We start from the raw sequence: 13,071 nt of genomic DNA on the forward strand, positions 1-13,071 counted from the left end.
ATTTCACCCTGTGGCCGGGGGCCCTCATCGACGCCGGGTCAGCACTTCCGGCCCCCGCTCTGAGATCAGGATGGTGTGCTCGAAGTGGGCGGACAACTTGCCGTCCACAGTGACGGCCGTCCACTCGTCCTCCAGGACCTCCACGTCGGGCGTCCCCTGGTTCACCATTGGTTCCACAGCCAGGACCATGCCTGGCCGCAGCTTCATCCCTGACCCCGCCTGCCCGTAGTTGGGCACCTGCGGCGGCTCGTGCAGCTTCCGGCCAATCCCGTGCCCCGTGAAGTCCCGGACCACGGAGAACCCCCGCGCCTCCACGTGGTTCTGCACCGCGTGACCAATGTCGCCAATCCGGTTGCCCGGCTGCATCGCCTGGATGGCCTTCTCCAGGGACTGCCGGGTAACGTCCACCAGGGCCTGGGCCTCTGGCGTCACCTTCCCTACCGGCACCGTCCGCGCGGAGTCCCCGAAGAAGCCGCGGTAGACCACCCCGAAGTCCAGCTTCATCAGGTCCCCCGCCACCAACCGCCGCTTCCGGTTGGGGATGCCATGGACGACCTCCTGGTTCACGGAGGCGCAGAGGACACCCGGAAAGCCGTGGTAGCCCTTGAACGCCGACCGGGCGCCCTTCTTGGCGATGAGCTGCTCCGCCAGGGCGTCCAAATCCCAGGTGGAGACACCGGGGGCCACTGCCTTCTCCAGTTCGTCCAGGATCTCACAGACGATCCGCCCCGCTTCCCGCATCAGGGCAATCTCATCCGGGCTCTTGATCTCCACCGGGTTCATGCGCCCCTTTCCCTACCAGCCCGCTGCTCTGTCGGGAACCCATGAACGGTGGGGCGGCAGTCCAGACCGGCCCTGCCCTCGCCTCACTGGCTGCCCCAGGCTCAGGCAGGACGGCCAGCGGCCTTCTTGATCTCCTCGTAGATGCCCTCCGGAGACCCGACGCCGTCCACGCTCTTGAGCAGCCCCTTCTTCGCGTAGAAGTTCTTCAGAGGGGACGTCTCGGCGTCGTACTTCTGCAGGCGCTTCTCGATGACCTCCGGCGTGTCATCCGGACGCTGCACGAGCTCCGTGCTGCACTTGTCGCACAGGCCCGCGCGCTTCGGCGGGCTCTGGGTGACGTGGAAGACGGACCCGTCATTGGGGCACACGCGCCGGCCGGAGCCACGCTCGACCAGCGTCGAGTGAGGGACCTCGAGCGACACGACCGCGTTCAGCTGCTTGCCCAACCGCTCCAGCATCCGGTCCAGCGCGTCCGCCTGTCCCGGGGTGCGGGGAAAGCCGTCAAGCACGAAGCCCTGGGCCACGTCCGGCTCCTTCAGCCGCTCCTCCACGATGCCGATGACGACGTCGTCCGGGACGTACTGCCCCGCGGCCATCAGCGGCCCGGCCACCTTGCCCAGCGGCGTGCCATCCTTCACGGCCTTGCGCAGGATGTCGCCGGTGGAGATCTGCGGGATCTGGAAGTCCGCGTAGAGCTTCTTCGCCTGGGTTCCCTTCCCGGCGTTCGGCGGCCCCAAGAGGATGAGGTTCATGTCGCTCCTTTGTACCTACGTCCACCCTTGAACGACGAGGCGCCCCTCCCCACCATTGGGGAGAGGCGCCCGGAACACAACCGACCGCTGTCAGGCCGCCACGCGAACCCGGCCGCGGATGCGCGGACCGCGCGGACCCGCGAAGCCTTCGTAGTTGCGGCTGATGAGGTGGCCCTCAATCTGCTGCACCGTGTCCAGCGCCACGCCCACCACGATGAGGAGCGCCGTGCCGCCGAAGGTGAACTGCACCCCGAGCACGCTGCTGATGACGGACGGAATCACGCAGATGATGGCCAGGTAGATGGCGCCACCGAACGTGAGGCGGTTGAGCGTGCGCTCAATGAACTCCGCCGTCTGACGGCCCGGGCGGATGCCGGGGATGTAGCCACCCTGCTTCTTGATGTTGTCCGCCACGTCATCCGGCCGGAAGGTGAGCGCCGTGTAGAAGTAGGAGAAGAACACCACCAGCAGCACGAACAGGCCGTTGTAGACCCAGAGGTTGCCCTCGATGCTGCGCTGGAAGCCCTGCAGGAAGGGGAACCACGCGCCCAGCGTCGCCGGGAAGGACAGCACTGCGCCGGCGAAGATGGGGGGAATCACGCCCGAGGCGTTCACCTTCATGGGGAAGTACGTGGCCTGGCCCGCGAACATGCGACGGCCCGCCATGCGCTTGGCGTACTGGATGGGCACCCGACGCATGCCCCGCTCCACATAGACCACCACGCCGATGATGAGGAGCATGAAGAAGAGCAGGCCCAGCACCGCGGCCACGTTCACCACTTCCTGCGACGTCAGGTCCAGCAGCGTCTTCGCGCCGGGCAGCACGCGCGCCACGATGCCCGCGAAGATGATGAGCGAGATGCCGTTGCCGATGCCGCGCTCGGTGATGCGCTCGCCCAGCCACATGATGAAGGCCGTGCCCGCCGTGAGGCTGACCACCGTCATGAAGGTGAACCAGAGGTTGTCGTTGGGTACCACCACCTGGTTGAAGCCGCCCTGCCCCGCGTCGGAGCGGCCCAGCGAGGCCAGCCACCGCGAGATGCCCACGCCCTGCACGATGGACAGCGCGATGGTTCCGTAGCGCGTGTACTGGTTGATCTTCTGGCGGCCCGCGGCGCCTTCCTTCTGCAGGCGCTCCAGGCTGGGCACCACCACCGCCAAGAGCTGGATGATGATGGAGGCGCTCACGTACGGCATGATGCCCAGGCCGAAGATGGACATCTGCTCCAGCGCGCCGCCGGAGAAGAGGTTGAACAGCGACACGAGGCCGCCCGATTGTTTCTGGGCGTCCATGAACGCGTTCATCGCAGAGCGGTCCACGCCCGGCGTGTTGATGAAGATGCCGATGCGGTAGACGGACAGCAGCACGAGCGTGTACGCAAGCCGGCTGCGCAGCTCCGCGATGCGGAAGACGTTGGCGAAGGCGTTCAGGGCCACGGTAATGCCATCCTCTTCAAGAGGTTCTGCCAGCAACAACAAACGCCCCTCTCCGGTTCCGGAAAGGGGCGCGGAAGCCTACACAAGGCTGGGGGCGCGCACCACATCACTGTGATGCGCGCCGCCGGTCACGCCTACGCCCGGGGCTGGCGAGGAGCCTTGACGCCCTTGCCAGCGTGGGCCTTGGCGGCCGACTCCGGCTTGTGCGCCACCAGGGGAAGCTCCTCCACGGAGCCGCCCGCCTTCTCGATGTTCTCGCGAGCCGCCGCGGACACCTTGTTCACCTTGACGGTGAGCTTCTTAGCGAGCTCGCCGTGGGCCAGGACCTTCACGCCATCATAACGGCCCTTGACCAGGCCCGCCTGCTTCAGCGCGGCCTCGTCCACCGTGGCGCCAGCGTCGAACGTGTGCTCCAGGTCGCCCAGGTTCACCACCGCGTAGGTGGTGCGGTTGGGCGGGTTGAAGCCGAACTTCGGCAGGCGGCGCTGCAGCGGGCTCTGGCCGCCTTCGAAGCCCTCGAACCGCATGTTGCCGGAGCGGGCCTTCTGGCCCTTGCCGCCGCGGCCGGCCGTCTTGCCCAGGCCGCTACCCTGGCCACGGCCCACGCGCTTCTTGCGGTGCCAGGAGCCCTCAGGGCGCTTCAGATTGGTCAGGATGCTCATGTTGGATCCTCAGTTCTCAGGCCTTGGCCTTGGCGGCCAGGCGCTCCAGGGCGCGGTCCCGGGCGACAATCTTCCGGGGCTTGCGGCGCTTGGGCGCCGGGGCCTCCTGGCTGACCGTCTCCAGGGAGACCAGGTGCTTTACCTTGAACACCATGCCGCGCACCGCCGGGGTGTCCTTCAACAGCCGCTCGTCGCCGAACTTCTTCAGACCGAGGCCCTTGATGGTGGCCAGCATGTCCTCGGAAGACCCCGAGAAGCTCTTCGTCAGCTTAACCTTGAGCGCCATGACTAGCCCCTCGCCTCGCCCGCGAGCTTCTGGGTCTCGACGTCCTTGCCACGCAGCCGCGCGACCTGCTCGGCGCTGCGCAGCAGCTTCAGGCCCGCCACCGTGGCCTTCAGCACGTTGTGCGGATTCCGCGAACCCTGGCTCTTGGTCAGGATGTTGCGGATGCCCGCCGCCTCCAGCACCGCGCGCACCGCACCACCGGCGATGACGCCCGTACCTTCGGAGGCCGGCTTCAGGAGCACCCAGCCGGCACCAAAGTGCCCCAGGATCTCGTGCGGGATGGTGTGGCCCATGCGGGGAACGCGGAACAGGTTCTTCTTCGCGTTCTCGCCACCCTTGCGGATGGCCTCGGGGACTTCGTTGGCCTTGCCCAGGCCCACGCCCACGTGCCCGTTGCCATCGCCCACCACGACAAGCGCGGCGAACGAGAACCGGCGGCCACCCTTCACCACCTTGGCCACGCGGTTGATGTTCACCACGCGGTCGGTCAGGTCCAGATCGTTCGGATTGATCGGAGTTGCCACTTGAGGAATTCCTTTCTGGTACCTAGAACTTCAGGCCGGCCTCGCGCGCGGCGTCAGCCACGGCGGCGATGCGCCCATGGTAAGGGAAGCCGTTGCGGTCGAACACCACCGCATCGACGTTGGCGGCCTTGCACTTCTCCGCGATGAGGGAGCCCACGCGCTTCGCGTCGGCCTTCTTGTCGCCCTCGTCCTTGCCCTTCAACTCCTTGGACAGGGACGACGCGAACGCCAGCGTGCGGCCGGTGGAGTCGTCCACCACCTGCGCGTAGATGTGCTTGAGGCTCTTGTAGACCGACAGCCGCGGACGCTCCGTGGTTCCGGAGAGCTTCTTGCGGATGCGGTTCTTCCTCTTGAGGCGCTGCTCGACAGTCTTGGACATGGCTGCTTCCTTTTCCGTCCGGCGGCGATGCGGCCTTCCGCCGCCGGATGATTCCGCCAGACCTCAAGGCCCGACGGGGTTGAATGCTCGGCGAAGACGCGGCGACGACTAGGTCGTACCGGTCTTGCCCTCCTTGCGACGGATGCGCTCCTCGGCGTACTTGATGCCCTTGCCCTTATAGGGCTCCGGCGGACGCAGCGAGCGGATGTTCACCGCCGTGGCGCCCAGGGCTTCCTTGTCCGCCGAGCGGAGCGTCAGCCCCACCGTGGGAAGGCTGTCCTCGGTGCGGGAGGTCTTGTCGACTTCCGCCGTCACACCCTCCGGCAGGTTGAACACCACCGGGTGGGAGTAACCGAGCGAGAAGTGAATGGCCTTGCCCTTCACTTCCGCGCGGAAACCGACGCCACGGATGTCCAGACGCCTCTCGAAGCCTGCGGACACGCCCTTCGCCGCGTTGGCGAGGATGGTCCGCGTCAGGCCGTGCAGGCTGCGGGCCTCACGCGAGTCATCCTCGCGCTGCACCGTCACCTGGCCGTCCTTGACCTCCACCTTCACCTTGGCGGGGAGCTTGACGGACAGCTTGCCCTTGGGGCCTTCGAAGTTGACCTGCTGGTTGGCGACATTGACCTTCGTCTTGTCACCAAGCTTGATCGCCAGTTTTCCAATCCGACTCATGATTGCCTCGTGCTGTCGTCGCCCGGGGCGCGCTCCTCGCGGGGCGCTTCACCCAGGCTCCTGGCTAGTAGACCGTGCAGAGCAGCTCGCCGCCGACCTTCTGCTTCCGGGCCTCGGTGTCCACCAGGATGCCGCGCGAGGTGGAGAGGATGGAGATGCCCATGCCGCCGAGCACCGGCTGGATGTCGCGCACCGCGACGTAACGACGCAGGCCGGGCTTCGACACGCGGCGAATGCCGGTGATGGCCGGGCTGCGGTCCGGGCCGTACTTCAGCTGGACGGTGATCTCGTTCTGGGGCGCGACCTCGTGGATGGCGAAATCCCCGATGTAGCCCTCGTCCTTGAGGACCTTGACGATCTCCACCTTGAGCTTCGAGTGGGGGATGACGACCTTGTCGTGCCGCGCACGCGAGGCGTTGCGCAGGCGGGTCAGCATGTCGCCGACGGGATCATTGACCGGCATGAAGCACCTTCAAGCAAAGCAGCGGTCCCCATGGGACACACCGCGTTCGCGGCCACCGCGCCTGCCGGGCCCATCCCGGGGGTTCGCGACGACCGCTACTTCTTTCTACTTCAACCGGGTACCGCCCTGCCCTCTTCAGGACAGGGACAGGGCTCCGGGTCCAACGCCTACCAGGACGACTTGGTGACGCCGGTAATCTCACCACGCAGGGCGCGGTGACGCAGGCAGATACGGCACATCTTGAACTTGCGCAGGAAGGCGCGAGGACGACCGCAGAGACCGCAGCGGTTGTACTGACGCACGGGGAACTTCAGCTTGCGCTTTGCCTGGGCAATCTTGGAGAGCTTGGCCATGATCGATGGGAGTCCTGGGCTCGGTTACTGACGGAACGGCATGCCGAAGTGACGCATCAGCGCGAGGCCCTGCTCGTCGTTCCGGGCGGTGGTGACGAAGCTGATGTTGAGCCCCTTCACCTTTTCGATCTGATCGTAGTTGATTTCCGGGAAGATGATCTGCTCACGCACGCCGAGCGTGTAGTTGCCCTTCCCGTCAAAGGCCTTGGGGGACACGCCCTTGAAGTCACGCACGCGAGGCAGCGCGACGGTGATGAGGCGGTCCATGAACTCGAACATGCGGTCGCCGCGCAGCGTGACAGCGGCACCGATGGCCTGGCCCTGGCGCAGCTTGAAGTTCGCGATGGACTTGCGCGCGCGAGTCACGACCGGCTTCTGACCGGTGATGGCAGCCAGCTGGTCCACCGCCGACTCCAGGATCTTGTTGTTGGCGAGCGCCTCGCCCAGACCCATGTTGACGACGATCTTCTCCAGCCGCGGCACTTCCATGGGGTTTCCGAGCCCCAGTTCCTTCATCAGCGCAGGAACGCCTTCCGCGCGGAAGCGGTCCTTGAGGCGCGCCGAGCGGGCCTTCAGGCCCTCCTCGATGTTCGCGGCGAAGCCAACCTTCTTGGCTTCTTCTTTGCCGCGCTTCTTGCTCTTCTTTTCCTTCGAGTCGGCCTTCTTCTCGTCAGCCATCTTTCATTCCCCTGCTTCGGGGCGCCGTCATGGACCCAGCGCGTCCGATCAGTCCTGCGTCTAGAACGTGGAAACACCCGGAGAACTCAACCATTTCAGCTCTCTGGACGTGCACGCCCGCTTGCCCCACCACGGGGTGGGGCAAGGGGCGCGCATACATGCCCGAACACCGACCCCTAGTCAATCAGGGCGTCACACTGCTTGCAGAACCGCTTGGAGGTCTCCCCCTCCTTGCGGATGCCGACGCGGGTCGGCTTGTCACACTTGGCGCAGACCACCTGGACGTTCGAGAGCGCGATGGTGCCCGGCTTCTCGATGATGCCGCCCTCGGGGCTCTGCGGCGTCTTGCGCATGTGGCGCTTGACCAGGCGCAGGCCCTCGACCGTCACGCGGCCCGCCTCCCGGTCAACCTTCAGCACCTTGCCGCGCTTGGTCGCCGGCGTCTTCTCCGAGCGCTCAGACCCGGAGATGACCTGGATGGTGTCACCGACTTTCAGCTTCTGCATGGCTTCCTCACTCTGGCTGTTCGCCGTCAGGCCTGCGTCCTCTTAGAGGACCTCGGGCGCCAGCGAGATGATCTTCATGAACTTGCGGGCACGCAGCTCACGGGCGACCGGCCCAAAGATGCGCGTCCCGATGGGCTCCAGGTCCTTGTTGATGAGGACCGCCGAGTTGCCGTCGAACTTGATGTAGCTGCCATCCGCACGACCCACCTCGCGACGGGTGCGGACGATGACGGCCTTGGCCACGTCACCCTTCTTCACCTTGGAGTTGGGCAGGGCCTCGCGGATCGACACGACGATGACGTCGCCGATGGAGGCGTACTTGCGCTTGGAGCCGCCGAGAACCTTGATGCAAAACACCTTCTTGGCGCCCGAGTTGTCGGCCACATCGAGCACACTCTGCATCTGAATCATGTGAAGTCTCCTCTTGCTCGAACCCGTCCACGCGCTTCATGGCGCACGGACGCGGTGTGACCTACCTAGACGTTCTTGCTCTTCTCCAACACCTCGACCACGCGCCAACGCTTGTCCTTCGAAGCGGGCTTGGTCTCGGCGATGCGCACCCGGTCACCCTCGTTGATGGTGACCTTCTTCGGGTAGTCGTGATCCTCGACGTGCGCCTTGTACTTCTCGCGCAGGCTCATGATCTTCCCGTACTTCGGGTGGGGAGCACGACGCTGGACGGTGACGACCACCGTCTTCTGCATCTTGTTGGAGGTGACGATGCCCACGCGGGTCTTGGGACGACCCCGGGTGGAGGTCTCGGCAGCGGGCGTTTCGGTCGCTTCAGCCATGTTGGTTCTCACTGTCTGTCATGCACCCGGACCCTCTGCCCGGATGGCCACGGACACCCGGGTGAGCCCGGATGCCCGCGGATGCACTGCTACTACTACCCCGCCTTCGCGGCCCGGGCCTTTTCGCCCAGGACGGTGAGGATGCGGGCCAGATCACGGCGGTGCTGCACGCCCTCAGCGGGGCTGTCCAGCGAGCCGGTCCGACGCTTGAGCCGATCCTGGACCAGCGTATCGCGCAGTTCCTTCGCGCGGTTCTGCAGGTCGTCCGTCGACAGTTCCTTCAGTTCCTTCGCAGTCGCCATCTTGGTCTCCTCGGCGCGGGATGCGGGCGCCCTCCCCTGTCACCAGGTGGAGCGCCCGTCCCGGCGGTGCGTGACTACAGCGAGAGCTCGCTGCGGCGCACGATCTTGGTGAGCACCGGCAGCTTCGCCTGCGCCAGCTTCAGCGCACCGGTGGCGATCTCCTGCGTCATGCCCTCCATCTCATAGAGCACGCGTCCCGGCTTGACGACCGCGACGTAGTACTCCACGCCGCCCTTACCGGTACCCATACGGGTTTCGGCGGGCTTCTTCGTGATGGGCTTGTCCGGGAAGATCCGGATCCAGATCTTGCCGCCGCGCTTCACGTGGCGGGTCATCGCGATACGGGCCGCCTCGATCTGGCGCGAGGTGATCCAGCCCGGCTGGAGGCTCACCAGGCCGAACTCACCGTAGGTGAGGTCGCTGCCGCGGTGGGCCGAGCCGAACATGCGGCCCTTCTGCATCTTGCGGTATTTGGTTCGAGCAGGCTGAAGCATGGTCGATGTCCTTCGTGCCTTCCGTGCAGGGCGGGCTTCTTAGGGCCCGCCCCACAGGGGCGTCTTACCGGTTGGTGGGCATGGGGGCCTGGCCGCCCTTGCCGGGGAGGACCTCGCCCTTGCAGATCCAGACCTTGCAGCCAATCTTGCCGTAGGTCGTCTTGGCCTCGGCGAAGCCGAAGTCGATGTCCGCGCGGAGGGTGTGCAGGGGCACGCGGCCCTCGCGGTACCACTCGTAGCGGGCCATCTCGGCACCACCCAGGCGGCCCGAGCAGGCCACGCGGATGCCCTTGGCCCCGAACTTCATCGCGGTCTGCAGCGCCTTCTTCATGGCGCGGCGGAAGGCGATACGGCGCTCGAGCTGCGTGGCGATGTTCTCCGCCACGAGCTGCGCGTCGGTCTCGGCCTTGCGGACCTCGACGATGTTCAGGAAGACCTCGTTCTTGGTGAACTGCTGGAGGTCCTTCTTGACGGTCTCGATGCCAGCGCCACGCTTGCCGATGACGATGCCCGGACGCGCGGTGTGGACGTTGACCTTCACCTTGTTGGCGGCGCGCTCAATCTCCACCTTCGACACGCCCGCGTGGTTCAGCGACTTCTTGACGAACTCGCGGATGCGGATGTCTTCGTGGAGCCACTGAGCGTAGTTCTTGTGCTCAAACCACTTGGAGTCCCAGGTCTTGATGACGCCGAGCCGGAACCCAATCGGATGTACTTTCTGTCCCAAACTGAATCTCCTTGGTGCGTCCGGGCAGGGCCCGACGGGTCCTACTTCTTGGCCTCAGCCAGCACGACGTGGACGTGGGCAGACTTCTTCTGAATGGGCGTCGCGCGCCCCATGGCGCGCGGCATGAACCGGCGCTGGGTGGCGGCCTGATCCACGGAGATGGTCTTGACGTAGAGGGTATCCACGTCGACCTGGCCCTTGGACAGGTCCGTCGCGTTGGCGACGGCGCTCTTGATGAGCTTCTCCACCGGCCGCGCAGCAGCGCGCGGGGTGAACTTCAGGATGTTCAGGGCAGCCTCGACAGGCTTGCCCCGGATGAGCGCCGCGACGAGGGACAGCTTGCGCGGGCTCATGCGCAGGTGACGCAGATGTGCAGTCGACTCCATGGTCATCTCCTCAGGCTCTCAGGCGTAGGTACGGGCTACTTGCCCGGGGCCTTGGCGACCTTCTTCTCCGCCGAGTGCCCGCCGAAGGTGCGCGTAGGAGCGAACTCGCCGAGCTTGTGGCCCACCATGTTCTCCGTCACGAACACCGGAATGAACTTCTTGCCGTTGTGCACGGCGAAGGTGTGACCCACGAACTCAGGGAGAATCGTGGAGCGCCGGGACCAGGTCTTGACGACCGCCTTCTTGTTCGCCGCAATCATCCCCTCGATCTTCTTGAGGAGGTGATCGTCGACGAACGGACCCTTCTTGATCGAACGAGCCATGTTTCAAATCCTCTTACTGGCTGCGCGCGCCCTGGCGGCGGCCGCTCACGATGAACTTGTCGGTGCGCTTGTTGGTGCGCGTGGTGAGGCCCTTGGTCTTCTTGCCCCACGGAGACACCGGGTGCGGATTACCCTGGCCGGACTTACCCTCACCACCACCGTGCGGGTGGTCGACAGGGTTCATGGCCAAACCGCGGACGGTGGGCCGAATGCCCAGCCAGCGGCTCTTACCCGCCTTACCGATGCGAATGATTTCGTGCTCGATGTTGCCCACCTGGCCGACGGTGGCACGGCACTCGATGAGCACCTTGCGCACAGCACCGGAAGGCATGCGGACCTGAGCGTAACGGTCTTCCTTGGCCATCAACTGGCCGGAGGTGCCCGCGGAACGGATGACCTGGGCGCCACGGCCCGGCTTCAGCTCCACGTTGTGGATGACCGTACCCACCGGGATGTTCTGCAGCGGCAGGCTGTTGCCCGGCCGGATGTCGGCGGTGGAACCGGCGAACACGGTGTCGCCCACGGCCAAGCCCACGGGGGCCAGGATGTAGCGCTTGTCGCCGTCCGCGTAGTGCAGGAGGGCGATGTTGGCCGTGCGATTCGGGTCGTACTCGACCGCGACCACCTTGGCCGGCACGCCGTCCTTGTCACGACGCTTGAAGTCGATGGTGCGGTAGCGACGCTTGTGACCGCCACCCTGGTGACGACGGGTGATGTGGCCGTGAACGTTGCGGCCACCCGAACGCTTGAGAGGCTCGGTGAGGGCCTTCTCCGGCGAGTCCTTGGTGATGTCCGCGAAGTCGGACACCGTCATCAGACGGCGGGCGGCGCTTGTCGGCTTGTACTTCTTGATGCCCATGGTGTGTTCCTCTCAGGCGGATCTGTCGCCAGTGGCGTCAGACCGCTCCCCCTTCGAAGAGTTCGATCTTGTCACCTTCCTTGAGGGTGACGACCGCCTTCTTGAAGTTGGGGCGCTGGCCGATGCTCTTGCCCACCCGCTTCGTCTTGCCACGCACGATGTTGGTGCGAACAGCCTCCACCGTGACCTTGAACAGGGACTGGACCGCGCGGGACACGTCGTGCTTCGTGGCCTTGCGGTCCACGATGAACGAGTACTGGCGGAACTTCTCACGGGCCTTGTCCAGCTTCTCCGTGATGAGCGGGCCCTTGATGACGTCGTTCAGATTCATGACAGGGACCCCTCAAGCGCCTTCGCGGCGGCGGAAGTCAGGACGACGTGCGAGTGCTTGAGCACGGACTCGAGGTTGAGACCCTCGGGCGGCAGCACGTCGAACTTCGCCAGGTTGCGCACGCTGCGGTGCAGGTTCGTGTTGCCGCGCTCGTCGATGATCAGCGCGTTCTGGAGCTTCAGGCGGCGGGTGAGCACCTCGAAGGCCTGCTTCGACTTCGGGGCGTCCAGCTTGAAGCCGTCCAGGATGATGAGCTGCTTCTCCCGGGCGCGCAGGGACAGCACGGCGCGCAGGGCACCGCGGCGGACCTTGCGGGGAGGCCGATAGAAGTAGTCACGGGCCTTGGGAGCCATCGCCTTGCCGCCGCCCACCCAGTGGGAAGCGCGGATGGAACCCTGGCGAGCACGGCCGGTGCCCTTCTGCTTCCAGGGCTTCTTGCCGCCGCCGCTGACGAGCGAGGTGTTCTTCACCCCGACCGTGCCGCGGCGCCGGTTGATCTGCTGCATCTTCGCCACCTCATAGAACAGGTGGGTGTTCGGCTCGGCGCCGAAGATCTCGTCGGAGAGCTCGATCTCCGACACCTTCTTCAAATCCAGGTCGACTACGTCAAACTTCGCCATGGCACTTTCCTCGGGGGTCAGAGTGAAACCACTCCGACGCCATCCCGCTTCCTAGGACTTGATCTCGACGTCAACGCCGGCAGACAGATCCAGCTTCATCAGCGCGTCCAGCGTCTGCTGGGTCGGCTCGAGGATATCGAGCAGGCGCTTGTGCGTGCGGATCTCAAACTGCTCGCGGCTCTTCTTGTCCACGTGCGGCGAACGCAACACGGTGAACTTGTTGATGCGCGTCGGCAGGGGGATCGGACCGGCCACCTTGGCGCCCGTGCGCTTGGCCGTCTCGACGATCTCCCCAGCACTCTGGTCCAGGAGCTTCGAGTCGTACGCCTTCAGCCGGATGCGGATCTTCTGTGTCGCCATTCGCAAGAACCTCTTTGAACGACCTCTGGGAACCGTGAGGCGGTACGCCCGTCAACGCCTGGATTTCAGAGAACCGTTTCTTCGGAACGAAGGGGCGCGGTGTGTACCACCACACCCCATGGGTTGCAACTGGATTTCCACCGGCTCCCCGGAACCGCCCACAAGGGGCCTTCCGGAGAGCTGGTGGGCTGAATACTACGCGATGATTTCCGCCACAACGCCCGCGCCCACCGTGCGGCCGCCTTCACGAACAGCGAACCGGAGCTCCTTCTCCATCGCGACCGGGGTGATGAGCTCCACCTCGATGGCGATGTTGTCGCCCGGCATGACCATCTCGACGTTGTCCGGCAGCTTCACCGTGCCCGTCACGTCCGTGGTGC

General features: G+C 65.4%; 23 protein-coding genes and 1 pseudogene. All 24 read right to left on the bottom strand.

The annotated features are described in order from the left end of the window. Positions 1–24: 24 nt before the first annotated feature. Positions 25–783 (bottom strand): type I methionyl aminopeptidase, encoded by a 759-nt coding sequence (gene map / locus D7Y15_RS02065; protein ID WP_120574783.1) that lies wholly within the window; start codon positions 781–783, stop codon positions 25–27. 101 nt (positions 784–884) lie between these two features. Beyond that, a complete protein-coding gene (locus tag D7Y15_RS02070; protein ID WP_120574784.1) occupies positions 885–1,535 on the bottom strand; it encodes an adenylate kinase in 651 nt (216 codons plus the stop codon). A gap of 90 nt (positions 1,536–1,625) precedes the next feature. Continuing rightward, a complete protein-coding gene (gene secY / locus D7Y15_RS02075; protein WP_120574785.1) occupies positions 1,626–2,972 on the bottom strand; it encodes a preprotein translocase subunit SecY in 1,347 nt (448 codons plus the stop codon). Between the two features lie 134 nt (positions 2,973–3,106). Continuing rightward, a complete protein-coding gene (gene rplO / locus D7Y15_RS02080; RefSeq protein WP_014395879.1) occupies positions 3,107–3,634 on the bottom strand; it encodes a 50S ribosomal protein L15 in 528 nt (175 codons plus the stop codon). Between the two features lie 16 nt (positions 3,635–3,650). Next, entirely contained in the window at positions 3,651–3,920 is a 270-nt protein-coding gene (rpmD, locus tag D7Y15_RS02085) for a 50S ribosomal protein L30 (RefSeq protein ID WP_120532358.1), read from the bottom strand. 2 nt (positions 3,921–3,922) lie between these two features. Next, complete coding sequence (gene rpsE, locus D7Y15_RS02090) at positions 3,923–4,444, bottom strand: 30S ribosomal protein S5 (protein ID WP_014395877.1); 522 nt, start codon at positions 4,442–4,444, stop codon at positions 3,923–3,925. Between the two features lie 22 nt (positions 4,445–4,466). After that, the gene (gene rplR / locus D7Y15_RS02095) at positions 4,467–4,823 is read right to left on the bottom strand and encodes a 50S ribosomal protein L18 (protein ID WP_120567151.1); all 357 of its coding nucleotides are present in this window, start codon (positions 4,821–4,823) and stop codon (positions 4,467–4,469) included. A 108-nt stretch (positions 4,824–4,931) separates the two neighbouring features. Next, on the bottom strand, positions 4,932–5,498 hold the full coding sequence (gene rplF / locus D7Y15_RS02100; protein WP_120574786.1) for a 50S ribosomal protein L6: 567 nt from the start codon (positions 5,496–5,498) through the stop codon (positions 4,932–4,934). A gap of 64 nt (positions 5,499–5,562) precedes the next feature. Next, positions 5,563–5,961 (bottom strand): 30S ribosomal protein S8, encoded by a 399-nt coding sequence (gene rpsH / locus D7Y15_RS02105; protein ID WP_120552131.1) that lies wholly within the window; start codon positions 5,959–5,961, stop codon positions 5,563–5,565. 167 nt (positions 5,962–6,128) lie between these two features. Then, the gene (locus tag D7Y15_RS02110; RefSeq protein WP_014395873.1) at positions 6,129–6,314 is read right to left on the bottom strand and encodes a type Z 30S ribosomal protein S14; all 186 of its coding nucleotides are present in this window, start codon (positions 6,312–6,314) and stop codon (positions 6,129–6,131) included. Positions 6,315–6,338: 24 nt separating this feature from the next. Continuing rightward, positions 6,339–6,992: a 50S ribosomal protein L5 gene (rplE, locus tag D7Y15_RS02115; RefSeq protein WP_014395872.1), complete on the bottom strand. Its 654-nt coding sequence runs from the start codon at positions 6,990–6,992 to the stop codon at positions 6,339–6,341. A 176-nt stretch (positions 6,993–7,168) separates the two neighbouring features. Beyond that, the gene (gene rplX, locus D7Y15_RS02120) at positions 7,169–7,498 is read right to left on the bottom strand and encodes a 50S ribosomal protein L24 (RefSeq protein ID WP_120574787.1); all 330 of its coding nucleotides are present in this window, start codon (positions 7,496–7,498) and stop codon (positions 7,169–7,171) included. A gap of 42 nt (positions 7,499–7,540) precedes the next feature. Beyond that, positions 7,541–7,909 carry a 50S ribosomal protein L14 gene (gene rplN / locus D7Y15_RS02125; protein ID WP_014395870.1) on the bottom strand — a complete coding sequence of 123 codons (369 nt, stop codon included), beginning with the start codon at positions 7,907–7,909 and terminating at the stop codon, positions 7,541–7,543. 65 nt (positions 7,910–7,974) lie between these two features. Next, positions 7,975–8,301 carry a 30S ribosomal protein S17 gene (rpsQ, locus tag D7Y15_RS02130; RefSeq protein WP_169821648.1) on the bottom strand — a complete coding sequence of 109 codons (327 nt, stop codon included), beginning with the start codon at positions 8,299–8,301 and terminating at the stop codon, positions 7,975–7,977. A gap of 83 nt (positions 8,302–8,384) precedes the next feature. Beyond that, positions 8,385–8,591, bottom strand: coding sequence for a 50S ribosomal protein L29 (gene rpmC, locus D7Y15_RS02135; RefSeq protein ID WP_014395868.1), 207 nt, complete (start codon positions 8,589–8,591; stop codon positions 8,385–8,387). Between the two features lie 74 nt (positions 8,592–8,665). Continuing rightward, a complete protein-coding gene (gene rplP, locus D7Y15_RS02140; RefSeq protein ID WP_014395867.1) occupies positions 8,666–9,085 on the bottom strand; it encodes a 50S ribosomal protein L16 in 420 nt (139 codons plus the stop codon). Positions 9,086–9,149: 64 nt separating this feature from the next. Beyond that, complete coding sequence (gene rpsC / locus D7Y15_RS02145; protein ID WP_120523546.1) at positions 9,150–9,812, bottom strand: 30S ribosomal protein S3; 663 nt, start codon at positions 9,810–9,812, stop codon at positions 9,150–9,152. A 41-nt stretch (positions 9,813–9,853) separates the two neighbouring features. Beyond that, positions 9,854–10,198 (bottom strand): 50S ribosomal protein L22, encoded by a 345-nt coding sequence (rplV, locus tag D7Y15_RS02150; protein ID WP_014395865.1) that lies wholly within the window; start codon positions 10,196–10,198, stop codon positions 9,854–9,856. 35 nt (positions 10,199–10,233) lie between these two features. Then, on the bottom strand, positions 10,234–10,521 hold the full coding sequence (gene rpsS / locus D7Y15_RS02155) for a 30S ribosomal protein S19 (protein ID WP_014395864.1): 288 nt from the start codon (positions 10,519–10,521) through the stop codon (positions 10,234–10,236). A 13-nt stretch (positions 10,522–10,534) separates the two neighbouring features. Beyond that, a complete protein-coding gene (gene rplB, locus D7Y15_RS02160; RefSeq protein WP_120574788.1) occupies positions 10,535–11,380 on the bottom strand; it encodes a 50S ribosomal protein L2 in 846 nt (281 codons plus the stop codon). A gap of 37 nt (positions 11,381–11,417) precedes the next feature. Continuing rightward, positions 11,418–11,711: a 50S ribosomal protein L23 gene (locus D7Y15_RS02165; protein ID WP_120574789.1), complete on the bottom strand. Its 294-nt coding sequence runs from the start codon at positions 11,709–11,711 to the stop codon at positions 11,418–11,420. Next, positions 11,708–12,331 carry a 50S ribosomal protein L4 gene (gene rplD, locus D7Y15_RS02170; protein WP_120574790.1) on the bottom strand — a complete coding sequence of 208 codons (624 nt, stop codon included), beginning with the start codon at positions 12,329–12,331 and terminating at the stop codon, positions 11,708–11,710. Before rplD ends, D7Y15_RS02165 begins: the two co-directional genes overlap by 4 nt. Positions 12,332–12,382: 51 nt before the next feature. Beyond that, the gene (gene rpsJ / locus D7Y15_RS02175; RefSeq protein WP_002633608.1) at positions 12,383–12,691 is read right to left on the bottom strand and encodes a 30S ribosomal protein S10; all 309 of its coding nucleotides are present in this window, start codon (positions 12,689–12,691) and stop codon (positions 12,383–12,385) included. Positions 12,692–12,886: 195 nt separating this feature from the next. Continuing rightward, positions 12,887–13,071 (bottom strand): annotated as a pseudogene (tuf, locus tag D7Y15_RS02180) (elongation factor Tu); the annotation flags it as partial.

It is taken from the genome of Corallococcus sp. AB030, assembly GCF_003668965.1.
GTDB classification, from domain to species: domain Bacteria; phylum Myxococcota; class Myxococcia; order Myxococcales; family Myxococcaceae; genus Corallococcus; species Corallococcus exiguus.

What these genes read in the sequence shown, in the direction of transcription:
- rpsS (WP_014395864.1), bottom strand. Translation starts at nt 10,521, where the DNA reads ATGGCTCGTTCGATCAAGAAGGGTCCGTTCGTCGACGATCACCTCCTC.
- rplB (WP_120574788.1), bottom strand. Translation starts at nt 11,380, where the DNA reads ATGGGCATCAAGAAGTACAAGCCGACAAGCGCCGCCCGCCGTCTGATG.
- rplF (WP_120574786.1), bottom strand. Translation starts at nt 5,498, where the DNA reads ATGAGTCGGATTGGAAAACTGGCGATCAAGCTTGGTGACAAGACGAAG.
- rplN (WP_014395870.1), bottom strand. Translation starts at nt 7,909, where the DNA reads ATGATTCAGATGCAGAGTGTGCTCGATGTGGCCGACAACTCGGGCGCC.
- rplE (WP_014395872.1), bottom strand. Translation starts at nt 6,992, where the DNA reads ATGGCTGACGAGAAGAAGGCCGACTCGAAGGAAAAGAAGAGCAAGAAG.
- rplR (WP_120567151.1), bottom strand. Translation starts at nt 4,823, where the DNA reads ATGTCCAAGACTGTCGAGCAGCGCCTCAAGAGGAAGAACCGCATCCGC.
- rpmC (WP_014395868.1), bottom strand. Translation starts at nt 8,591, where the DNA reads ATGGCGACTGCGAAGGAACTGAAGGAACTGTCGACGGACGACCTGCAG.
- map (WP_120574783.1), bottom strand. Translation starts at nt 783, where the DNA reads ATGAACCCGGTGGAGATCAAGAGCCCGGATGAGATTGCCCTGATGCGG.
- rpmD (WP_120532358.1), bottom strand. Translation starts at nt 3,920, where the DNA reads ATGGCGCTCAAGGTTAAGCTGACGAAGAGCTTCTCGGGGTCTTCCGAG.
- rpsH (WP_120552131.1), bottom strand. Translation starts at nt 5,961, where the DNA reads ATGCCGGTCAATGATCCCGTCGGCGACATGCTGACCCGCCTGCGCAAC.
- rpsJ (WP_002633608.1), bottom strand. Translation starts at nt 12,691, where the DNA reads ATGGCGACACAGAAGATCCGCATCCGGCTGAAGGCGTACGACTCGAAG.
- D7Y15_RS02165 (WP_120574789.1), bottom strand. Translation starts at nt 11,711, where the DNA reads ATGAATCTGAACGACGTCATCAAGGGCCCGCTCATCACGGAGAAGCTG.
- D7Y15_RS02070 (WP_120574784.1), bottom strand. Translation starts at nt 1,535, where the DNA reads ATGAACCTCATCCTCTTGGGGCCGCCGAACGCCGGGAAGGGAACCCAG.
- D7Y15_RS02110 (WP_014395873.1), bottom strand. Translation starts at nt 6,314, where the DNA reads ATGGCCAAGCTCTCCAAGATTGCCCAGGCAAAGCGCAAGCTGAAGTTC.
- rplX (WP_120574787.1), bottom strand. Translation starts at nt 7,498, where the DNA reads ATGCAGAAGCTGAAAGTCGGTGACACCATCCAGGTCATCTCCGGGTCT.
- rplP (WP_014395867.1), bottom strand. Translation starts at nt 9,085, where the DNA reads ATGCTTCAGCCTGCTCGAACCAAATACCGCAAGATGCAGAAGGGCCGC.
- rplV (WP_014395865.1), bottom strand. Translation starts at nt 10,198, where the DNA reads ATGGAGTCGACTGCACATCTGCGTCACCTGCGCATGAGCCCGCGCAAG.
- rplD (WP_120574790.1), bottom strand. Translation starts at nt 12,331, where the DNA reads ATGGCGAAGTTTGACGTAGTCGACCTGGATTTGAAGAAGGTGTCGGAG.
- rplO (WP_014395879.1), bottom strand. Translation starts at nt 3,634, where the DNA reads ATGAGCATCCTGACCAATCTGAAGCGCCCTGAGGGCTCCTGGCACCGC.